General features: G+C 65.9%; 13 protein-coding genes. 7 read left to right on the top strand and 6 right to left on the bottom strand.

Features of this window, described 5'->3' with window-relative positions:
• Nucleotides 1-193: 193 nt before the first annotated feature.
• The 5 genes from Q2M23_RS31935 to Q2M23_RS31915 all read right to left on the bottom strand — a co-directional run bounded on the left by Q2M23_RS31935 (nt 194) and on the right by Q2M23_RS31915 (nt 5597).
• Entirely contained in the window at nt 194-1519 is a 1326-nt protein-coding gene (locus Q2M23_RS31935) for an MATE family efflux transporter (protein WP_316398163.1), read from the bottom strand.
• A 115-nt stretch (nt 1520-1634) separates the two neighbouring features.
• Nucleotides 1635-2369, bottom strand: a complete 735-nt coding sequence (locus Q2M23_RS31930; protein ID WP_316398162.1) for an MBL fold metallo-hydrolase — start codon at nt 2367-2369, stop codon at nt 1635-1637.
• A gap of 20 nt (nt 2370-2389) precedes the next feature.
• On the bottom strand, nt 2390-2695 hold the full coding sequence (locus tag Q2M23_RS31925) for a DUF6460 domain-containing protein (protein ID WP_028334595.1): 306 nt from the start codon (nt 2693-2695) through the stop codon (nt 2390-2392).
• A gap of 194 nt (nt 2696-2889) precedes the next feature.
• Nucleotides 2890-4542 (bottom strand): cisplatin damage response ATP-dependent DNA ligase, encoded by a 1653-nt coding sequence (locus Q2M23_RS31920; protein ID WP_316398161.1) that lies wholly within the window; start codon nt 4540-4542, stop codon nt 2890-2892.
• Nucleotides 4539-5597: a ligase-associated DNA damage response exonuclease gene (locus Q2M23_RS31915; protein ID WP_316398160.1), complete on the bottom strand. Its 1059-nt coding sequence runs from the start codon at nt 5595-5597 to the stop codon at nt 4539-4541. Before Q2M23_RS31915 ends, Q2M23_RS31920 begins: the two co-directional genes overlap by 4 nt.
• A 130-nt stretch (nt 5598-5727) precedes the next feature.
• Here Q2M23_RS31915 and Q2M23_RS31910 point away from each other — a divergent pair, with 130 nt between their 5' ends.
• The 4 genes from Q2M23_RS31910 to pdeM all read left to right on the top strand — a co-directional run bounded on the left by Q2M23_RS31910 (nt 5728) and on the right by pdeM (nt 11874).
• Nucleotides 5728-6654 (top strand): class I SAM-dependent DNA methyltransferase, encoded by a 927-nt coding sequence (locus tag Q2M23_RS31910; RefSeq protein ID WP_316398159.1) that lies wholly within the window; start codon nt 5728-5730, stop codon nt 6652-6654.
• 178 nt (nt 6655-6832) lie between these two features.
• Nucleotides 6833-8059: an ABC transporter substrate-binding protein gene (locus Q2M23_RS31905; protein WP_076832391.1), complete on the top strand. Its 1227-nt coding sequence runs from the start codon at nt 6833-6835 to the stop codon at nt 8057-8059.
• A gap of 323 nt (nt 8060-8382) precedes the next feature.
• Nucleotides 8383-11139, top strand: coding sequence for a ligase-associated DNA damage response DEXH box helicase (locus Q2M23_RS31900; protein WP_316398165.1), 2757 nt, complete (start codon nt 8383-8385; stop codon nt 11137-11139).
• Nucleotides 11140-11202: 63 nt separating this feature from the next.
• Complete coding sequence (gene pdeM / locus Q2M23_RS31895; RefSeq protein ID WP_076832388.1) at nt 11203-11874, top strand: ligase-associated DNA damage response endonuclease PdeM; 672 nt, start codon at nt 11203-11205, stop codon at nt 11872-11874.
• A 199-nt stretch (nt 11875-12073) separates the two neighbouring features.
• On the opposite strand, the gene Q2M23_RS31890 is transcribed toward pdeM, so the two are convergent.
• Entirely contained in the window at nt 12074-12937 is an 864-nt protein-coding gene (locus Q2M23_RS31890; RefSeq protein ID WP_316398158.1) for a LysR family transcriptional regulator, read from the bottom strand.
• A 98-nt stretch (nt 12938-13035) separates the two neighbouring features.
• Here Q2M23_RS31890 and Q2M23_RS31885 point away from each other — a divergent pair, with 98 nt between their 5' ends.
• The 3 genes from Q2M23_RS31885 to Q2M23_RS31875 are packed head-to-tail and all read left to right on the top strand — an operon-like array spanning nt 13036 to nt 16112.
• Complete coding sequence (locus Q2M23_RS31885; protein WP_316398157.1) at nt 13036-13962, top strand: DMT family transporter; 927 nt, start codon at nt 13036-13038, stop codon at nt 13960-13962.
• On the top strand, nt 13959-14723 hold the full coding sequence (locus tag Q2M23_RS31880; protein WP_229192646.1) for an MBL fold metallo-hydrolase: 765 nt from the start codon (nt 13959-13961) through the stop codon (nt 14721-14723). The genes Q2M23_RS31885 and Q2M23_RS31880 overlap by 4 nt, the downstream gene beginning before the upstream one ends.
• A 57-nt stretch (nt 14724-14780) precedes the next feature.
• Complete coding sequence (locus Q2M23_RS31875) at nt 14781-16112, top strand: divalent metal cation transporter (RefSeq protein ID WP_316398156.1); 1332 nt, start codon at nt 14781-14783, stop codon at nt 16110-16112.
• Nucleotide 16113: the final 1 nt, after the last annotated feature.

Here is a 16113-nt window from a genome sequence, read left to right as displayed (position 1 = left end):
CCAGAAAAGACCGATTTGCCTCGGTCCTGCCGAGCATGCACCGCGACACAGTGAATCATTCCCCGGACACCCCTGCCTTTCAGGGGGAAGGGGAAGAGAACTTCGTAGCCCGGATGAAGCGAAGCGCAATCCGGGACGGACTTCCCGCGGATGCAGACCCCGGATTTCGCTTCGCTGCATCCGGGTTACGGACTTACGCCGTCTTGAACGTCTTCCTGAGCAGCGCCGGATAGCGCAGGCCCTGCAGGCCGCCGCGCGCGACGTAGAAGCCGAGCAGCGCGATCCACAGGCCGGTGTTGCCGAACGAGCTGAGCGCCCACCAGGTGGCGAGGAAGATCGCAAGCGAGGCCAGCATCAGATTGCGCATCTCGCGCGCCCAGGTGGCGCCGACATAGATGCCGTCGAAGCCGAACGCGAACACGCCGGGCAGGGGTGCCAGGATCACGAACGGCAGGAACTCGCGCGCATAGCGGCGCACGTCGTCGCTGGTCGTCATCAGATTGATCAGCGCCGGTCCGAACAGCGCGAACAGCACCGACACCGCCAGCGCAAAGCCGATGCCCCACAGCAACACCAGCCGGGTCGAATCGGAAAAGCCGCGTGGATCGCGCGCGCCGAAGGCGCGGCCGCACAGCTGTTGGGCGGCATTGGCGAGACCGTCGAGGAAGAAGGCGCTGACCAGCAGGAAATTGTTCAGCACCGAATTCGCCGCCAGCGTCACGTCGCCTTCGCGCGCGCCCTTGGCGGTGAAAAACAGGAACACGACGATCAGCGCCGCGGTGCGGACCATGATGTCGCGATTGACTGCCAGCATGCGCATCAGCTTGGCGCGGTCGAACAGCGTCGCCGCGGGAACGGCGAAGCCGCCTTGCGAGATCCGCCACGCCACCACGATGCCGGCGGCGAAACCGGCGGTCTCGGCGAGCACGGCGGCGATCGCGGCACCGGCAATGCCGGCGCCGTAGACCTGCACCAGCAGCACGGTCGCGGCCATGTTGATCAAATTGATCACGATCTGCAGCGCCAGCGCCAGATTGGCGCGGGCCTGGCCGACCAGCCAGCCGAGGATGACGTAATTGGCGAGCGCCAGCGGCGCCGACCAGATCCGGATCATGAAATAGGCTTTGGCCGCGCGCGTGACGCCTTCGCTGCCGCCCATCAGCTGGAACGTGACCGCGGCGAGCGGCACCTGCAGCGCGATCAGCGCCGCGCCGATCAGGCCGGCGACGATGAAGCCGCGCACCAGGATGGCGGCATATTCCTTGATCTCGCCGGCGCCCTGCGCCTGTGCGGTGAAGGCCAGCGTGCTCATGCGCAGGAAGGCGAACAGCCAGAACAGGCAGTCGAAGATCACCGAGGCCATCGCCACGCCGCCGAGCAGCGCGGCGTCGTCGAGGCGGCCGATCGCGGTGGTCGAGACGATGCCGATCAGCGGCGTGGTCAGGTTGGCGACCATCGCGGGGCCGGCGATGGCGAACACCTGACGCGTCGTGATCTTCGGGTGGATGGGTGCGTGCATGGCTACAATTGCAAGGAATATCCGTTTCTATCGCGACATCCGTCGCGCGACCATGCCGGAATTGTTCTCAGAGCAATGCGATGGCGGAAGATCGGCGGGGCAAGGCATTGCTTGGTCAGAGCGCCACGACCATGCCGTCGCTCGCCGCCGTGTAGGGCAAATCGTCGATGCGGCCGAGCATGTCGTCGCTCATATGGGTCAGCACCACGCGCCTGGCGTTGATGGCGGGCAAATGCGCTTCCAGCGTCTTCAGGCTGAGATGGTTCTTGACCATCTTGTCGTAAGTATAGGCTTCGGCGATGAAGAGGTCGGCGTCCTGCGCCGCCGGGATCAGCGCGTCGGTCCATTCGGTGTCGGCGCTGTAGCTGATGATGCGGCCTTCCGCCTCGACGCGGTACGCGAGGAACGGCCCGCCGGACTCGCCATGCACGACAGGGTAGGGCGTCACGGTCACCTCGCCGAAGCTGCGCGTTTCGCGCGGCGCCAGCGTAACGACGGATAGATCGAAGCGTTGTTTGGTTTTGGAGGAATGCTCGAACATCACCTCCATCACCGCAGGCAGTTTCGTTTCGATGCCTTCGGGCCCTGCGATCACCAGCGGCCGGGTGCGGCGGGAGAACTGCGCGTCGAGCAGGAAGAACGGCAGGCCGGCAAAATGGTCGCCATGGAAATGCGTGATCAGGATCAGGTCGATCGCGTCGCGGTTGATCTCGAGCCGCTTCATCGCCGGCAGCGATGAGGCACCGCAATCGATCAGGAAATTGCTGCGCGCACCGCTGACGTGGAAACAGGTGTTGAAGCGGCCGCCGGAGCCGAATGCATCGCCGCAGCCGACAAATCGCAATTGCATCGGCTGCGAACTCCCTGAGATCAGCGGCCGCGCGGCGCGCCGAACAGCCGCGACAACAGCCAGATCGGAATCACGATGACGGCGCCGAGCAGGAAGTAGCGCCAGGCCCAGTTGATCGCATCGAAGCCGAAATCCCAGATGCTCTGGAACAGCCTGCGGATGCTGTTGAGGATGTTCCATGGATCGAGGCCGATCGCGGCGAGCACGACACCGACCAGAATCGACAGCAAAATCAACCGGAACGCCACAGAGAGCGGCGATCCGCCGAGAAAGCGGTACAGGCCGTCACTCCGGCCGGCCGGCAAGTCCCGGATGTCGTTTGGCATTGCTGTCTCCAATAGCGTTTTCGCGCGAAGTGGGCACCGGTTCGCGTGAAGAAAACGCGTCAAAACAAAACCTAGACCTCGATTCTGATCCCATCAGAACCGAGGTCTAACGGAATCGCCCGCATTATAGGTCACGGCGGTGCACATGGGAAACCCGCGCACCGCGATCAAGGGCTGTCATGCGCGCTTGGGATTTAACTTCCTGTCATGGAGATTAACATCCGTTCAAGCGTCTCCAGCCGGTCGGCTTCGCGCGGCGGCTTGTCCCAGCGGAGGCGGCTGATCCGGGGGAAGCGCATTGCGACGCCGGACTTGTGACGCGGCGAGCGCTGCAAGCCCTCGAAGGCGACCTCCAGCACCAGCCCCTGATCCGGCTCGTGCACGACATGCCGCACCGGGCCGAACTTCTCGGTGGTGTTGCGGCGGACGAAACGGTCGATCTGCAACAGCTCCTCGTCGGTGAAGCCGAAATAGGCCTTGCCGACCGGCACCAGCTCGTCGCCGGCATCACCACGGGTCCAGACCCCGAACGTATAGTCGGAGTAATAGGACGAGCGCTTGCCGTGGCCGCGCTGGGCATACATCAGCACGGCGTCGATGATGTGCGGATCGCGCTTCCACTTCCACCACGGGCCCTTCGGCCGTCCGGGCAGATAGGGCGCGTCGCGCCGCTTCAGCATCACGCCTTCGACCGCGTCGGCATCGTCGCCGGCGCCGGCGCTCTTGGGATCGGCGCGCGCCGCGGCCAGCTCTTCCCAGCTCGCGAACGGGACGGTTGGCGACAGATCGATGCGCGGATCATTCAGCTTGGCGACGAAGCCTTCGAGATGCGCGCGACGTTCGGTGAAGGGCAGCTCGCGCAAATCGCTCTCGTCGTCGCCGAGCAGGTCGTAGGCGCGCAGATGGATCGGAAATTCCTTGATCAGCTTCGGCGAAACGACTTTGCGGTTCAGTCGCTGCTGCAACACGTTGAAGGTCTGCACGCGGCCGTCGCGCAGCACCAGCAATTCGCCGTCGATCGCGCCGGGCAGATGCAGCGACGGCACCAGATCCGGAAAGCTGCCGGTGATATCCTCGCCGGTTCGCGAATAGAGCCGCGCCTGGACGTGCCCGCGCGCATCGCGGCCGGACACCGCCTGCACTCGGATGCCGTCCCATTTCCATTCCGCGCTGAAATCGGCGGCGTCGAGATTGGCGAAATCGCTATTCTCGATCGCGTGCGCCAGCATCACCGGGCGGAACGGCGCAGGGTCGCGGTTGACCGGTTTGTCTCCGCGGCCCTCGAGCCAGGCGAATAGGTCGAGATAGGGCGGCGACAGGCCCGGCCACAGCAGCTCGATCTCGTGCGGGTCTTTGTCGCCGAGCGCCGCCGCCGCGGTCTTCGCCAGCCGCGCCGAGATCCCGATCCGCATCGCGCCGGTGACGAGCTTCAAGAGCGCCCAGCGCCCGGTCTCGTCGAGCTCGTCCAGCCAGCGCGCCAGCTGCGCCGGCAGCTCGGCCTTGCCGAGCGTGCGCAGCGTGATGACGACATCAGTCAGCGTCGGGGGAGGCGGGTTGTTGTGGCCCGGCAGCTCCGCCTTCGGCCACATTAGCGCGACCGTCTCCGAGAGGTCGCCGACGTAATCATAGGAGTAGCCGAACAGCACCGGATCGGCGCGTTCGGTGATCAGGTCGCGGATCAGGCCCGGCTTGGCGTGCTTGAACGACAGCGCGCCGGTCAGCGCCGCCAGCGCGTAGCCGCGGTCGGGGTCCTCGGTCTCGCGGAAATAGGCGACCAGCAGCTTGATCTTGTTGTTGCGGCCGGGCTCGTAGGCGAGGCGGTCGAGCAGCTCGGCAAAACGGTTCATGTTTCCGCCTCGCCGGCGGGCTGGGCCTCGCCGGTCAGTGCGGCCGTCTCGCCTTCATCCTCGTCGCCATAGCCGACCAGATCGAGCGGCCGCGCGGCAAGGCCCCTGGTCTTGCACCAATGCACCAGCGCATCTTCCTGGCCGTGGGTGACCCAGATCTCGCCGGCACCAGTGGCGGCGATCGTCGCCGTCAGCCCCTCCCAATCGGCATGATCCGAGATCACCAGCGGCAGCTCGACGCCGCCTTGCCTGGCCCGGGCGCGCACGCGCATCCAGCCCGAGGCGAATGCGGTGACTGGATCGGGAAAGCGGCGCGTCCAGACATCGGATGTCGCGCTTGGCGGTGCCAGCGTGATGGTGCCGGCAAGCTCGGCCTTCTTCATGCCGCGCGCGGGCCGGAGCTCGCCGAGCGCAATGCCGCGCTCCTGATAGTAGTAGGTGATCTTCTCCATCGCGCCATGCAGGTAGATCGGCGCGTCGTAGCCGGCCTCGCGCAGCAGCGCGATCACGCGCTGCGCTTTGCCGAGCGAATAGGCGCCGACCAGATGCGCGCGCTCCGGGAACAGTTTGACCGAGGCCAGCAGCTTGTTTACTTCGCCGGCGGCATCGCCATGGCGGAACACCGGCAATCCAAACGTCGCCTCTGATATGAAGACGTCGCAGGGCACCAGCTCGAACGGCGCGCAGGTCGGGTCGCGCGCATCCTTGTAGTCGCCGGAGGCGACGATGCGGGTGTCCTTGCAGGTGACCGATATCTGGGCGGAGCCCAGCACATGACCGGCGGGATGAAACGTCACCGTGACGTCGCCGAGCCTGATCTCCTCGCCATAGGCGATCGCCTGCACAGAGCCGGCGAAGTTCTCGCCGTAGCGCAGCCGCATCATGTCGAGCGTTTCCTGGGTCGCGAGCACAGCGCCGTGGCCCGCCCGCGCATGGTCGGAATGGCCATGGGTGATCAGTGCCCGCTCGACCGGCCTGACAGGATCGATGTGGAAGCCGCCGGGCTTGCAGCAAAGCCCGGCCGGGACGGGCATCAGGATGTCTTGCGGGCGCATCGCCCCTATATAGGCGCTCGATCCGCGATGTTTAGCCGGATCCGCGGGCTTGACCCGTGCATCCATCTCCGGAAAAAGTCCGTGCTTTGATGGATGGCCGGACCCGGCCGAGATTGGTTCCTTAAAGCGAATGGCCCCCCGCCTGTTTCTGTCCTCCGGCGATCTCGTCGCCGACCGCCGCTACGAGTTCGCGCGCGACCTGCAATTGAAGGGCGATCTGCCGGCTGCCGCCGAGCTGCTCGAACAGGCAATCGAGCTTGTGCCGAAATTCCCGTCGGCCTGGTACACGCTGGGCAAGATCCGCCTGGAGCTCGGTCAGCGCGAGGCCGCGATCGCAGCGTTCCGCGGCGCGCGCGACGCCGATCCCGAAGACCGGCATGGCGCCGGCCTTCGTCTGATGCAGCTCGGCGTCGAGGCCGTCAGTTCGATGCCGCCGGGCTATGTCCAGACGCTGTTCGATCAATATGCGCCGCGCTTCGAGGCCGCGCTGGTCGGCGATCTCGGCTATCGCGGCCCGGCACTGCTGTTCAAGGCGGTGCTGTCGGTGCGTGCGGGCGCAAAGAAACCGGCCTTCTTCAAGCGTGCGATCGATCTCGGCTGCGGCACCGGGCTGGCGGCCGGCGCATTCGCCCGGCATGTCGATCGCTTCATCGGCATCGACCTGTCGCCGCGCATGATCGACAAGGCGCGCGCCACCGGCCTCTATGCCGAGCTCGAGGTCGACGACATGTTGAAGGCCGTTTCGGCCAGGCGCGAGGCCAGCGCCGAATTGATCCTGGCCGCGGATGCAATGGTCTATGTCGCCGATCTCGCGCCGGTGCTCGCCGAGGCCAGCCGTGTGCTGGTGGCGGGCGGCGTGCTCGCCTTCACGGCCGAGACCCATGACGGCGAAGGCGTCATCATCGGCGAGGGACTGCGCTACGCCCACAGCGCAGCTTACGTGCGCGACTCCATCGCTGCCGCGGGGCTGACGCTGGCCCAGCTCGACGATCTCTCGGCGCGCAATGAAGACAATATCCCGGCACCCGGACTCGTCGCCGTCGCGGTCAAGCCGTGACCGCTTCGCCTTCTCCCACAAGGGGAGAAGGGAAGAGTCATTCACGTTACGCACCCAAACTTGAGTCTACACGCTACGCATTTGCCGTGACGCGGCATTGCGCCGCAAAGCTGTGACTTCGCGCTTGCCCGGCGCAAAGCGGAATGCGAGAGAGCTTTTCGTCTCAGGGAGAGAAATAATGAAAAAACATACACGGCGCGAGTTCGGCGCCACTGCATTGTCCGTGATCGCCGCGTCCGTGCTGCCCGCGCCTTTCGTCCGGGCCGCCGACAAGAAGTACGATCCGGGTGCGAGCGATACCGAGATCAAGCTCGGCCAGACCGTTCCGCATTCCGGCCCCGGCTCGCTCTATGGTGTGCTGGGCCGCGTCGGCGAAGCCTATTTCCAGATGCTGAACGACAAGGGCGGCATCAACGGCCGCAAGGTGAAATTCCTCACCATGGACGATGCCTACAGCGCGCCGAAATGCGTCGAGGCGACGCGCCGTCTGGTCGAGCAGGAGGAGGTGCTGGCGCTGTATGGCTCGCTCGGCACCGCGCCGCAGACCTCCGTGCATAAATACCTCAATTCCAAGGGCGTTCCCCAATTGCTGTTGAACACCGGCGCCTCGAAGTGGAACGACCCGAAGAATTTCAAATGGACCATGGCGGGCCTGCCGCTCTATCCGACCGAGGCACGCGTTCTCGCCAAGCACGTCGTCAGCGTGAAGCCGAACGCCAAGGTCGGCATCCTCTACCAGAACGATGATTTCGGCCGCGACTTCCTCGGGCCGTTCAAGAAGGTGCTGGCCGATGCCGGCGGCAAGGCACAGGTGATCATGGAGCAGACCTATGATCTCACCGATCCGACGGTCGATTCGCAGCTCATCAATCTCTCGAAGTCGGGCGCCGACGTCTTCTACAACATCACCACCGGCAAGGCGACGTCGCAGTCGATCCGCAAGGTGACCGAACTCGGCTGGAAGCCGCTGCAATTGCTGTCGGCGGGCTCGACCGGTCGCTCGATCCTGAGCGCCGCGGGCCTCGAGAACGCCAAGGACATCGTCGCGATTCGCTACAACAAGGAAGTCGGCGTACCCCGCTACGAGAAGGATCCGGACGTGATCGCGTTCGAGGAGCTGCGCAAGAAGTACCTGCCGAACATCGACCCTGACAACACCATCGCCTTCGCCGGCTACGGCCAGGCGGCAACGATGGGCGAAATCCTGCGCCGCTGCGGCGACGACCTGACCCGCGCCAACGTGCTGAAGCACGCCACCACGCTCGCCGGTTTCCACTCGCCCTATTTCCTTGATGGCATCAATTACAGCTACACGCCCGACGACTACACGCCGATGAAGACGCTCTATGTCTCGATCTTCAACGGCAAGGATTGGGACCTCTCCGGCCAGCCAATGACGGAGTAGTTGGGTAAGCTCCGCTCTCTCGTCTCCCTCGCCCCGCTCTTGCCGGGAGAGGGCGGGGTGAGGGGCTTCCCTCCGCGAGGCGGTGTGTGTCGAAAGACCTTTACCCCCTCACCCGGATCGCATCTGGCGATGCGACATAGCCGAAGCTTCGCTTCGGCGTTTCTTTGAACGGCCGCCAAGGGCGGCCTATGCCTCTCCCCGCAGGCGGGGCGAGGTGACATCCAGGCGCTTCGCAGCGCACGGAGCGCGCTGGTAGTCCTGCCACCTGCCGCCATTTCCGCTCCGCCCTCGACGAGGCCGCCTGAACCACCTACCTCTTGGGCGTGTCGACGCTCGATCTCTTTTCCGTTCCGCCGTCGGAAACGGCCGATCTCCTGCCGCGCCGGTTTCGCGACTGGTTTGCCTCACGCGGCTGGTCGCCGCGCGAGCATCAGCTCGCGCTGCTGGCGAAAGCGCGCGAGCAGCGCTCCGCGCTGCTGATCGCGCCCACGGGAGCGGGCAAGACGCTGGCGGGGTTCTTGCCGACACTGGTGGAGTTGAGTGGAGAGGGGCAGGGCAAGAACTCTTACCTCCCCCTGAAAGGGGTAGGTCGGCACGCTCGGGGGCGCACTAGCGCAACCGAGCGCGACGGGTGGGGGTCAGCCGCGGGCACGGAGCGAGCGGCTGACCCCCACCCCAACCCTCCCCCTTTCAGGGGGAGGGAGCCCGACGATCTCGCAAGCGACGAAATTGAATCGAAGACGGTTCGCCCAGCCCTTATCTCCACCGGTCGCGGCGTTCGCCGCAGCGGCGGGCTGCACACGCTCTACATCTCGCCGCTGAAAGCGCTCGCGGTCGATATCGCGCGCAATCTGGAGACGCCGGTCGCCGAGATGGGGCTGCCGATCAGGATCGAGACCCGCACCGGCGACACGCCGGTGTCGCGGCGGCAGCGGCAGCGGCGCTATCCGCCGGACATCCTGCTCACCACGCCGGAGCAGCTGGCGCTGCTGCTGGCGTCCGACGACGCGCCGTTCCTGTTCTCTTCGCTGAAGCGCATCGTGCTCGACGAGCTGCATGCGCTCGTCACCTCCAAGCGCGGCGATCTGCTGTCGCTCGGACTTGCGCGGCTCTGGACCATCGCGCCGCAGATCCGCGCCATCGGCCTTTCGGCGACGGTCGCCGAGCCGGAGCAGCTCGCGCGCTTCCTGGTGCCGCAGCCGGGTGGCGAGAACGCGTCCGCCGACGTCGTCACCGCCGGCGGCGCCGCACCGCCGGTGGTCGAGATGCTCGACACGCGGGAACGGCTGCCGTGGTCCGGCCACAGCGCGCGCCATGCGCTGCCCGAGGTCTACGAGCTGATCAAGCGCAACAAGACCACGCTGGTGTTCGTCAACACCCGCAGCCAGGCCGAGATGCTGTTCCAGGATCTCTGGCGCATGAATGACGATGGCCTTGCGATCGCGCTGCATCACGGCTCGCTCGACGTCGCGCAGCGCCGCAAGGTCGAGGACGCGATGGCCGCCGGAAAGCTGCGCGGCGTGGTCTGCACCTCCTCGCTCGATCTCGGCGTCGATTGGGGCGATGTCGACCTCGTGATCAATATCGGCGCGCCGAAAGGTTCGTCGCGGTTGATGCAGCGGATCGGCCGCGCCAACCATCGCTTCGACGAGGCCTCGCGTGCCGTGCTGGTGCCCGCCAACCGCTTCGAGGTGCTGGAGTGCCGTGTCGCGATCGACGCCATCGCCGAGAATGCGCAGGACACGCCGCCGCTGCGCTCGGGCGCGCTCGACGTGCTGGCCCAGCACGTGCTCGGCTGCGCCTGCGGCAAGCCGTTTCTGTCCGATGAACTCTATGATGAGGTCCGGACCGCAGCGCCCTATGCATCGCTCGCACGCACCGATTTCGACGATGTCGTCGATTTCGTCGCCACCGGCGGCTACGCACTGAAGACCTATGAGCGTTTCGCGCGCATCAAGCAGGACAAGCAGGGCCGCTGGCGCGTCACCAATCCCAAGGTGCGGCAGAGCTATCGTCTCAACGTCGGCACCATTGTCGAGGAGACCATGCTGAAGGTGCGGCTGGTGCGCTCGCGCGCCGGCGGTAGCGGATCGACCGGCGCGATCGCGCGCGGCGGCCGGATGCTCGGCGAGATCGAGGAGGTCTTCATCGAGGGCCTCGTGCCCGGCGACACTTTTGTCTTTGGCGGTGAGGTGGTGCGCTACGAGGCCTTGGTTGAAGACCAGGTCTATGTCTCCCGCACCAATGATAAAGATGCAAAAGTGCCGTCCTATATGGGCGGCAAGTTCCCGCTGTCGACCTATCTTGCCGAACGCGTCCGCAAGCTGCTGGACAACAGCCGCGCCTGGAACGGATTGCCGGATCAGGTGCACGACTGGCTGTCGCTGCAGCGAAAATTCTCGCGTGTGCCGGCGGTGCGCGAGCTCTTGGTCGAGACCTTTCCGCGCGGCGGCAGCCATTATCTGGTCTGCTATCCCTTCGAGGGCCGGCTCGCGCATCAGACGCTCGGCATGCTGCTGACCCGCCGGCTGGAGCGCGCCCGCGCCCGTCCGCTCGGCTTCGTCGCCAACGAGTATGCGCTTGCGGTCTGGGGTGTCGGCGATCTCTCCTTCATGATCCGGCACGGCAAGCTCGATCTCAACGCGCTGTTCGATCCCGACATGCTCGGCGATGACCTCGAGGCGTGGCTTGCGGAATCGGCGCTGATGAAGCGCACCTTCCGCAACTGCGCCATCATCTCCGGCCTGATCGCGCGACGCTTCACCGACGAGGAGAAGTCGCGCCGCCAGGTGCTGTTCTCGACCGACCTGATCTACGACGTGCTGCGCAAGCACCAGGCCGACCATGTGCTGCTGCGCGCCGCGCGCGGCGATGCCGCCACGGGATTGCTCGATCTTCGCCGTCTCAGCGACATGCTTTCGCGCATCCACGGCCGAATCACCCACAAGGACCTCGACCACGTTTCTCCGCTTGCCGTCCCCGCGCTGCTGGAAATCGGCCGCGAGTCAGTTTATGGCGAAGCATCCGACGAGCTCCTGGCCGAGGCGGCCGAGGAACTCGTGCGGGAGGCGACGACGTAACGCTGCTACTCTGGGGAACAGGACGTGACGGCAAGCGCGCTAGCTTTGCGAGACGGTGACGACATGCGCGTTTCGAGGGTCACGGTGGCGGATGTCGGCTTCGTGGCGGATTTCTCCGGCGCGCTGTTCTGGGAAGCGCAGCGCCTGCTCGTGGTCTCCGACCTGCATCTGGAAAAAGGCTCGAGCTTCGCCAGCCGCGGCGTGCTGCTGCCGCCCTACGACACGGTCGCGACACTGAGCCGGCTCGCTGCTGTCATCGCGCGGCACGATCCGCGGCAAGTGATCGCGCTCGGCGACAGCTTTCACGATCGCGATGCGCATGAACGCCTGTCGAATCCGGACCGCGAGGCGCTCGCGGCGTTGCAGCTGCGGCGCAACTGGATCTGGATCTCGGGCAATCACGATCCGGCGCTGCCGTCCGATCTCGGCGGCGTGGTCGCGACCGAAGTCGCGATCGGTCCGATCGTGTTCCGCCATGAGCCGACCGGCGCCGCCGGCGAGATCGCCGGACACCTGCACCCCAAGGCGCGGGTGCCGACCCGCGGCCGCTCGATCGAGCGCCGCTGCTTCGCCTGTGACGGCGAGCGCGCGGTGATGCCGGCGTTCGGCGCCTACACCGGCGGCTTGAGCATCCGCGACGCCGCGTTCACACGGATTTTCGGATCGCCCGGCTTCATGGCCCATGTGCTCGGCGACAACCGCGTCCACGCGTTCGTCGCGTCACGGTGTTATTGAGGATCGCCGACCAGCTTATTCCAAGCTGCCATCATTCTCGGTGTCGTCCCGGGCAAGCGAAGCGCGACCTGGGACCCATAACTACCACTGTTCGGGATTGCGCAAAGCTGTGGCCCCAGCGCGGCATCACAACTGCATGCGGTGGTTATGGGTCCCTGCTTTCGCAGGACGACAGCAGAGATTGTTGCGCGACCTCGCCCTAAGCCGCCTTCGCCTGCACGCTCTCGCAATACTCCGCGAGCCGATCCGCCAGCCGCAATGTCGCCGGGCTGGCCTCGGGGGCGGCGACGAGGGCGACCTCGGTGCGGTCGATCGGCGCAAAGCCGTCCTTTGCTGTCAGCACGCGATGCTCCGCCTGGATCGACATTTCCGACAAAATGCTGAGCCCGAGGCCCGCGGCGACCGCGGCCTGGATGCCGGCGAGGCTGGAGGAGGTGTAGGCCATGTGCCAGTTGCGGCCGGCGCTCTCCAGCGCATGGATGGCGCGGGCGCGGTAGAGACAGCCGGAGGCGAAACCGATCAGCGGAACCGAGCCGGCAGTCGTATCGCGCGGGTGGCTCTTGCTGGTGACCCAGTGCACCCGTTCCGGCCACACCGCGATGCCGCCCTTCTCATTGGCGGCGCGCTTGATCAGCGCGAGATCGAGATCGCCGCGTTCGAGATCACGGTACAGGAACAGGCTCTGGCCGGAGCGCACGTCGAGCCGCAGATTCGGATGGCTGCGCGCGAAGGTGGCGAGCAGCTTTGTCAGCCGGTAGGCGGCAAAATCCTCGGTGATGCCGATCCGGATCGCGCCTTCGCTGCCGGGGCGCGAGAGCACGTCACGGGCCTCTTCGGCGAGCGACAATAGCCGCCGCGCATAGGTCAACAGCCGCTCGCCGGCTTCCGTCGGGGTGACGTCCTTGCCGCTGCGGATCAACAGCGGCTGGCCGACATCCTCCTCCAGGCGCTTGATCTGCTGGCTCACCGTCGACTGCGTGCGGTGGACGCGCTCTCCGGCGCGGGTGAAGCCGCCGGCATCGACCACCGAGACGAAACTGCGCAACAGCTCCAGGTCGAGCATCGCAGCCTCCATTTATAAATCAACTGTATGCCAGTCTATCATTTAATTTCCAAATATCAAAGCGCGAGCCTAGATCATGGCCGAAGGAGAATTCGCCCATGTCCGCCGCAACCTCGATGGCCGCCCCCCGCGCCCGCTTCAACACCCTGCCGCTGCTGATTGCCCTGTTCTGCCTGCTCTGGAGCTACGCCTTCGTCGCCGGCAAGATCGGCGTCACCGATTGCCCGCCGCTGATCCTGCTGGCCGCGCGGTTTTCGCTCGCCGGGGTTCTGATCCTCGCCATCTCCTGGCTGCGCCGCGACCAATGGGATCTCACCTGGCGCGATGCGGCGGTATTTGCCGTGCTCGGCGTCGCCAACAACGCGCTCTATCTCGGCCTCGGCTATACCGGCCTGAAGACGGTCTCGGCCGGGCTTGGCGCGCTGATCGTCTCGGCCAATCCGGTGTTCACCGCCATGCTGGCGGCGCTGTTCCTCGGCGAGAGCATGACCTTGCGCAAGGTGATTGGTCTCGTGCTCGGCATCGTCGGCGTCGCCTTCATCGTCTGGCATCGCATGTCGGTCGGATCGGACAGCCCGCATGGCATCCTGTTCACGCTGGCCTCGCTCGCCTCGATCGTCGCCGGCACCGTGCTGTTCAAGCTGCTGGCGCCGAAGGGCAGCCTGTGGATCGGCAACGGCATCCAGAACATCGCCGGCGGCCTTGCGGTGATGCCGTTTGCCTTCACGCTCTCCAGCGTCAGCGACATCGTGCCCAGCATGCGGCTTGCCGGCGCCTTCGCCTTCCTCGTACTCGGCGGCTCGATCCTTGCCTATCTGCTCTGGTTTCATCTCCTGAAAGTGTGTGGTGCGACCGCCGCAAGCGCCTATCACTTCCTGATGCCGCCGCTCGGCATGCTGTTCGCCTATCTCGTGCTCGGCGAGCATGTCGAATTTCGCGACCTGCTCGGGATCGTTCCGGTGGCGCTCGGCATTTACCTGGTGACCCGCCCGGCGGCAGCGGCGGCCAACAGGAGTAGGACGTGAGCATCACCATCACGCTGATCGGAGGTCCCACCGCCCTGATCGAGATCGACGGGTTCCGCCTGCTCACCGATCCGACCTTCGATGCGCCCGGCGAGTATCAATTGCCGCATGTGAAATTGGAGAAGCTGACGGGCCCCGCGCTCGGCGCGCGCGATGTCGGCGCGATCGATGCGGTGCTGCTGAGCCACGACCAGCATTCCGATAATCTCGACCATTCCGGCCGGGATTTCCTTAAAGGCGTGAAGCGCGTGCTGACGACGGAGGCCGGCGCCAGGCGGCTTGGCGGCAACGCCGAGGGCTTTGCGCCCTGGGCAAGGACCACACTGACGAAAGGCGGTAGGACGCTCACCATCACTGCGACGCCGGCGCGGCACGGGCCGGCGGGGATCGAGCCATTGTCCGGCGACGTCATCGGTTTCGTGGTCGAGCCGGCGAAGCCCGGCCGTCCGGTCTATGTCAGCGGCGACACCACCTGGTTCGACGGCGTCGCCGAGGTCGCGCGGCGCTTCGACTGCGGCGTGGTGCTGCCGTTCGCAGGCGCGGCGCAAACCCGCGGCCCCTTCCATCTCACCATGGACACCAATGACGCGATCGAAACCGCGCACGCCTTTGCGGACGCGGTGATCGTGCCGGTTCATACCGACGGCTGGGCGCATTTCCGGCAAAGCGCGAACGACCTGCGCGCGAGCTTCGATACGCTCGGCTTCGGCCGCCGTCTGCGCATCCTCGAGCCCGGCGTCGCCACGGTCATCGAGCCGTAGGTTCGCCTCAGGAACCTTGCCGGTATCCGGCTCGTTGTCAGACGGCTGGAACCGGACATGACGCGGCAAGGGACGATCCCACCACACGACAAACATGACGATGCGCCGGCGGCGAAGCCTCGGCGCCAGCCATTCGGTTTCAGCCGTGTCCTGAAGACGCTCGGACCCGGGCTGATCACCGGCGCTTCCGACGACGACCCTTCGGGGATCGGCACCTACAGCCAGGCCGGCGCGCAACTCGGCTACGGCATTGGCTGGACCATGCTGCTGACGTTTCCGCTGATGAGCGCGATCCAGGAGATCTCGGCGCGGGTCGGCCGCGTCACCGGGCATGGCATCGCGGGCAATGTATGCCGGCATTATCCGGGCTGGCTGCTCGCCGTCGTGGTGGCGCTGCTGTCGATTGCCAACACCATCAACATCGCGGCCGACCTCTCGGCCATGGCCGATGCCACAAAGCTTCTGATCGGCGGTCCGGCCATTCTCTATGTGGTGCTGTTCGGCGTGACCTCGGTGGCCGCGCAGATCTTCATGAACTACCGGCGCTACGTCACGATCCTGAAATGGCTGACGCTCAGCCTGTTCGCCTATGTCGCGGCGCTCGCCTTTGCCAAGGTGTCGTGGATGGAGGCCCTGGCCGGCGTGCTGCTGCCGCGCATCAGCTGGAGCGCCGACTATTTCACGACCATCGTTGCGATCCTCGGCACCACGATCTCGCCCTATCTGTTCTTCTGGCAGGCCTCGCAGGAGGCGGAGGAGCAGCGGGTCGACGCCACCAAGCATCCGCTGATCGAACGGCATTACGGCGCCCAGCACGAATTCTCGCGCATCCGCGCCGATACCATCACCGGCATGGCGTTTTCGAACCTGATCGCATTGTCGATCATCGTCACCGCCGCCGCATCGCTGCACGCCAACGGCAAGACCGACATCCAGACCTCGGCGCAGGCCGCCGAGGCGCTGCGCCCGATCGCCGGGCCGTTTGCCGAGGTGATCTTCGCGCTCGGCATCGTCGGCACCGGCCTTCTGGCGATTCCGGTGCTCGCGGGTGCGACGGCTTATGCGGTCGGCGAGGGCCGGCGATGGCGGGTCGGGCTGACGCGCAGGCCGAAGGAGGCGATCGCGTTCTATTCGGTGCTGGCGCTGTCGGGCGGCATCGGCATCGCGCTCAACTTCACGCCGATCGATCCGATCGCGGCGTTGTACTGGAGTGCGGTCGTCAACGGCGTGCTCGCGGTGCCCGTGATGGTGCTGCTGATGTTCATGGCCCGCCGCCGGGACGTCATGGACCGCTTTGTGGTCCGCGGATGGCTGTACTGGCTCGGCTGGCTCTCGACCGGCGCGATGGCGCTCAGCGTGATCGCGATGGGGATCGGCTTCCTGCTGTAGC

This window comes from Bradyrhizobium sp. 33ap4 (assembly GCF_032654765.1).
Lineage (GTDB): Bacteria > Pseudomonadota > Alphaproteobacteria > Rhizobiales > Xanthobacteraceae > Bradyrhizobium > Bradyrhizobium australafricanum.
This window is presented reverse-complemented; position numbering and strand designations above follow the sequence as displayed.